Here is a 4,935-nt window from a genome sequence, read left to right on the forward strand (position 1 = left end):
AATTTTCTGAAAACTATTTTATTTTTCAGCATTTCAGAAGCAATTCCTTGCGACAGCTTGTTTACTATACCACTGCCGCAAGGAATCGTCAAGCACTTTTTACAAAAAAGTTTATATTTTTTTGTTCAAATTATTTGTCGAATCATGTCGAACTCTTTTTCTTGCATTTTAGCCCGCCATGAGCTATACTATAACAAAGCATTTCATTTCAGTAAGTCTATTTAATATCATCTCTGGTATCTTCGGCGCTCTGCCGCTTCAGAAATCTCATGCTTTTCCCATATAGCAGCAGGAAGGTTTCTGACCAAAATGTAGAGATTTACATTAAGAGGCCTTCCACCATCTTTATAAGGAGGTCTTCTATGAACAATGTATCTTTACCTGTAAACCGTATTTACAAGGATCGACTCTACAAGATGATTTTTAATGACAAATCAGAATTACTGAAACTTTACAATGCAATTAACGGAACTCATTATGATGATCCTGCAATGCTAACAATTACTACATTGGATAACGCAATCTACATGACAATGGAAAATGATCTTTCCTTTATTATTGATATGCGCCTGGCACTTTATGAACAACAGTCCACGGTAAATCCCAACCTGCCTTTACGCTTTCTCATGTACATAACAGATATTTATTCAGCCTATACGAAAGCCATGAACATATATGGTTCCAAGAAAGTGCAGATTCCGCTGCCTTCCTTCGTAATCTTTTATAATGGTGTGAAGTCGCAGCCAGACAGGACAGAATTTCTTCTTTCAGAGTTATTTCATCCAACAACCGACCAACCAGCGTTGGAATTGAAAGCGGTTATGCTTAACATCAATAAGGGGCATAACCAGGAATTAATGAATGCCTGTCATACCCTTCGTGATTACTCCGAATATGTTGCTCGCATTCGTACCTATTCTGCTGAAATGCCACTGACTGACGCAGTTGAGAAGGCAATTACCGAATGTATCCATGAAAACATCCTGCGGGATTTTTTACTAAAGAACCGAGCGGAGGCGAAAGCTATGAGTATTTATGAATATGATGAAGAGAAAACCTTGCGTATGTTTCGGGAAGAGGGTTATGAAGACGGAGAACGGAATGGAAAAATCCAGGCAACTATTGAAATGTGTTTGGAATTTAACCTCTCTTCAGATGCCATTGTTCAAAAACTAATGACGAAATTTCAGTTTTCTGAAAACCAGGCACAGGAATATCTAGACAACTATATAGCTCAAAATTCTTAAACTAATTTTTTCTATGAATAATTGTAATTTCATAATATCCTTGCGCAAAACTGGCGGAGGATAAATACATTCCTCATCTGGAAGCATCTCCCCCGCCGCCTTATTTCCTACAGAAATTCCTTCAGCTTCTCCACATTCTCCTCTTCGAATTCCTGCAGCCGTTCCATCAGTTTTTTGATGTCTTTCTCCACGTCATTTTCGTACTGATGAAGCTTTTTCACGGCTTCGGTAATTCCCATGCTGCTGCCCTGGATCAGCATTTTGGCGATGTGGGAGGTGGAGTCGTCGGCCATAGTCTGGAGGTTAACCATAAGGTAGGTGCGGATTTTTTCGAAGGTGCCAAGACCTTTTTCGTCATATCCGCTTCGATTCAGAATATCCCTGGCTTCATTATGAAACTTCCGATAGCCCTCAATCTGCTTTTCCAGATATGTCTGCAATTTTTCGTCTTCCGTGATCTCAAGCAGCTGCTCCAAGGTATCTATACCCATCTGGGAATTCTGATACACATAGTTTAGAAATTCTACATCGGCATTCATAAGCGTGTCTCCTTTACTGTAAATCCATTTCTTTACATATGAAATAATAAAACTATCCTCTATGTCTATTGTAGAATTCCCATTTTTGCCGTTATTATTCCAATACACGCCCATATTCTGTCCTTCTTTTCGCTAAGTATAATTTCCAAATCAACCCATAGCCTGCTTGCGCCATTTTGTTATTTTGATAAAGATTCCCTCCAAGCCATGCTTACATGGACAAAGAAGCCACAAATATTTGAAAGGCTGGACAGTATGAACAACAGAAGCAGACCATGCAAAGCCTCAACTTGCAGCTATTCACTTTTACTCATACTTCACAATTTCCTTCTTCAATCTCTTCATGATCCGTTTTTCCAGCCTGGAAATATAAGACTGTGAAATCCCCAGAAGGTCCGCCACTTCTTTCTGTGTTTTCTCCCTTCCCTCCTGCCTTCCAAGCCCGAACCGCAGTTTGATAATCGTCTGTTCCCTTGGAGAAAGCTTGGAAATTGCTTTTCCCAAAAGCTTGATTTCCACCTCGTTCTCCAGCCTCTGGGAGATCACATCATCATCCGTTCCCAAAATATCGGAAAGCAAAAGCTCGTTTCCGTCCCAGTCCACATTCAGAGGCTCATCTATGGAAACCTCCATTTTCGTCTTACTATTACGTCTGAGATACATAAGAATTTCGTTTTCAATACATCTGGATGCATACGTAGCCAGCTTAATATTTTTTACCGGGTTAAAAGTATTGATTGCCTTGATCAGCCCAATCGTACCAATGGAGATCAGATCCTCCACACTCACACCTGTATTATCAAACTTTTTGGCTATATAGACCACCAGCCTGAGATTGTGCTCGATCAAGGTAGACTTAGCTTCTTTCTCCTCTGGTGTACCCAGTTTTTCAAGGATCCTCGCTTCTCTTTGTGTTTCCAGTGGCGGCGGCAGAATATCACTTCCACCAATATAATAAACCTCTCCCTGTCTGCCGAGCAGGAATCTGGGCATTACCTGAAATGGATAATACGCTGCACTTGCTGATCTGTTCATGAATAAGTCCCCCTCCTAATGCAAAATTCTGGAATTCAACAGTACCTGGTACTCTTTTCCCAAAGCAGAGGGTTCCACGGCCAGCGCCAGCACCGGATTTGCCACATGAATCACCTCCCTGGGAGTGTGAATACAAAGGTCATCTAACACCACTGCCAACAGCACGCCTTCCTCCCCGATTGTCTTATAGGGCAAAAAGTGCGGATGCAAGTCAGCCGGCTCTGTACCTTCCAGCTCCCCTGGGTTCTCCTTAAGGTGTTTCAGCCTGTCTGCATTTTCCTGCGGAAGCAATGCTTCCAGAACCTCCGGTTTTATAATAAATACCTCCTTCTGGCTGATGGGGTCTACAAGAAAATTTCCTGTATCCCAAAGCCCGAAAAACGGTTGTACATTTCCCCGATAGGACAGGGTAACTGGATAAATATTTTTCCATCTGGCACGGAAAGAATCGCTAAGATAGATCAGTGCACTAAGTCCCATGTAGGCTCCTGCGGCAACAATCAAAAAACGTATGGGTGTCGCCTTTTTTACAGGTGCCGCTTCCATAAGACCTCCCATGAAAAAAGCCATCAGGTAAACAGTCACCAGAGCTTTTACCAGAAGTCCGTTTTTCTTAAGATCCAGTCCAAGAACCAGCATGCCCCAGGCACAGCCGCCATGGAGCAGTACCTTTGCAGGAAAAATCATATCCGGCAGTACATATAAAATGAGGCAGGAAAACAGAGCGCCAACGGCTGCCGCCAGCAAAATCCTTCCACGATTTCTTTTTCGCAGGAAAAGCTTTCCTACAATGCGAAGAAGAACGTAATCCATTAAAAGATTCGTCAGAAAGACGATGTCTATGTATACGTCATAATACATAAAAAGCCCCCTGTGGCCTGTCGTCCGTTACCTTTTGCGGTAACGTCAATCCTTCACTTTGGTAAGTGAACCCATTATACGGTCACAGAGGGCGCAGATTTTGTCAAAAAGGGGCGGGAAATCCTAAGAATTTCTCGCCTCAAATCGACAGCATGATCTGTCATTTTTCGTTATTTTGTTCTAAATTAATTCTGTCAATATTATTTTCAATTAAAGCAATTCATTTTTTCATGCTTCGTGCAAAATTAATTCTACTGCTTTAATTCGTCTTCTTCATTTTTCTCATGTAAAGCATCCAGAAGACTTCTCAGTTCTCCAATCGGAAACTGTCCCGGTGCAGATGCGGCGCCAATTGTTCCAAAGGTAATGCCAGAGCCGAAGTTCTCTCCGGAAATTCGGGTAATAGAACCAATACTTCCCATTGCCATGGATACCAAAGGCTTTTCGCACTCCTGTCTCATAGCATTTGTTGCCTCCATAATTGCTGCCACGTCTTCGAAACCATGAGGCATTACCGCCATTTTCAAAATATCAGCGCCTGATTTTTCCATTTCGCGGAAGCGGTTTAAAAGAACCTCCTGGCTGTCTGTTTTGTGGAAATCATGGGAAGAAGCGATCACTTTGACTCCTTCTTTTTGAAGCTCTGCCACCAGCTTTTTCTTCTCTTCCGAATTACTCATAACTTCCACATCAACCAGGTCTGCCTTTTTGCCTTTTGCAATATTTATATTGCAGGCAGCGTAATCCTCCAGAGAAATGGTAATATTTCCGCCTTCCTCACTTGTCCGGATTGTAAAAAGCAGTGGTGTTTCACCAAGAATTTCTGCCAACGCTTCAAGCACATTCTGGCAGGCTTCCGGATTCATCAGTTCTTCAAAGAAATCTGCACGCCATTCCACCAGATCTGCAGCCGCTTTTTTCGCATCCTCTGCTTCCTGGCAGATTTTTTCTCTGGTAGTTCCAGTAAGAGGAACGCAGATTTTCGGGATTCCTGCTCCAATGGTCAGGTTCTTTATCTGAATAGGTTTTGTCATTTCTTGACATCTCCTTTCTCATAGAATAATATATACTTAGTAACGCTTTAATGATTTCCAGTTTTAAACTAAATGAAAGTTCATGTTCCAATATCTTAAGGCTGTTCATACTAGAGCGTGTTTGAAAAAGGCTTTCTGCAAGATGTGCGTCACAATTTGTGGGAGATTTCGCTCGGATGAGGGCGCCGTAGCGGGCTACGGCAACCGATTCGGGTGAAA

6 protein-coding genes are annotated in these 4,935 nt (G+C 42.1%); 2 read left to right on the forward strand and 4 right to left on the reverse strand.

Annotated elements, in window-relative coordinates; genetic code table 11:
• Positions 1-362: 362 nt before the first annotated feature.
• Positions 363-1,247 carry a hypothetical protein gene (locus tag DW904_RS22355; RefSeq protein WP_118584311.1) on the forward strand — a complete coding sequence of 295 codons (885 nt, stop codon included), beginning with the start codon at positions 363-365 and terminating at the stop codon, positions 1,245-1,247.
• A 107-nt stretch (positions 1,248-1,354) separates the two neighbouring features.
• Here the strand turns inward: DW904_RS22355 and DW904_RS22360 are convergent, their stop codons facing one another.
• From DW904_RS22360 to aroD, 4 genes are all read right to left on the reverse strand, one after another.
• On the reverse strand, positions 1,355-1,786 hold the full coding sequence (locus tag DW904_RS22360; protein ID WP_118584315.1) for a hypothetical protein: 432 nt from the start codon (positions 1,784-1,786) through the stop codon (positions 1,355-1,357).
• 306 nt (positions 1,787-2,092) lie between these two features.
• Complete coding sequence (gene sigE / locus DW904_RS22365; protein WP_118584312.1) at positions 2,093-2,821, reverse strand: RNA polymerase sporulation sigma factor SigE; 729 nt, start codon at positions 2,819-2,821, stop codon at positions 2,093-2,095.
• Between the two features lie 15 nt (positions 2,822-2,836).
• Positions 2,837-3,682, reverse strand: coding sequence for a sigma-E processing peptidase SpoIIGA (locus tag DW904_RS22370; RefSeq protein ID WP_118584313.1), 846 nt, complete (start codon positions 3,680-3,682; stop codon positions 2,837-2,839).
• A gap of 251 nt (positions 3,683-3,933) precedes the next feature.
• Entirely contained in the window at positions 3,934-4,716 is a 783-nt protein-coding gene (gene aroD, locus DW904_RS22375; protein ID WP_118584314.1) for a type I 3-dehydroquinate dehydratase, read from the reverse strand.
• 82 nt (positions 4,717-4,798) lie between these two features.
• Between aroD and DW904_RS26085 the strand changes: the two genes are divergently transcribed.
• The gene (locus DW904_RS26085; protein WP_347562230.1) at positions 4,799-4,933 is read left to right on the forward strand and encodes a DUF6783 domain-containing protein; all 135 of its coding nucleotides are present in this window, start codon (positions 4,799-4,801) and stop codon (positions 4,931-4,933) included.
• The last annotated feature ends 2 nt before the right edge of the window (positions 4,934-4,935 follow it).

This window comes from Ruminococcus sp. AM42-11 (assembly GCF_003480145.1).
Lineage (GTDB): Bacteria > Bacillota > Clostridia > Lachnospirales > Lachnospiraceae > Blautia_A > Blautia_A faecis.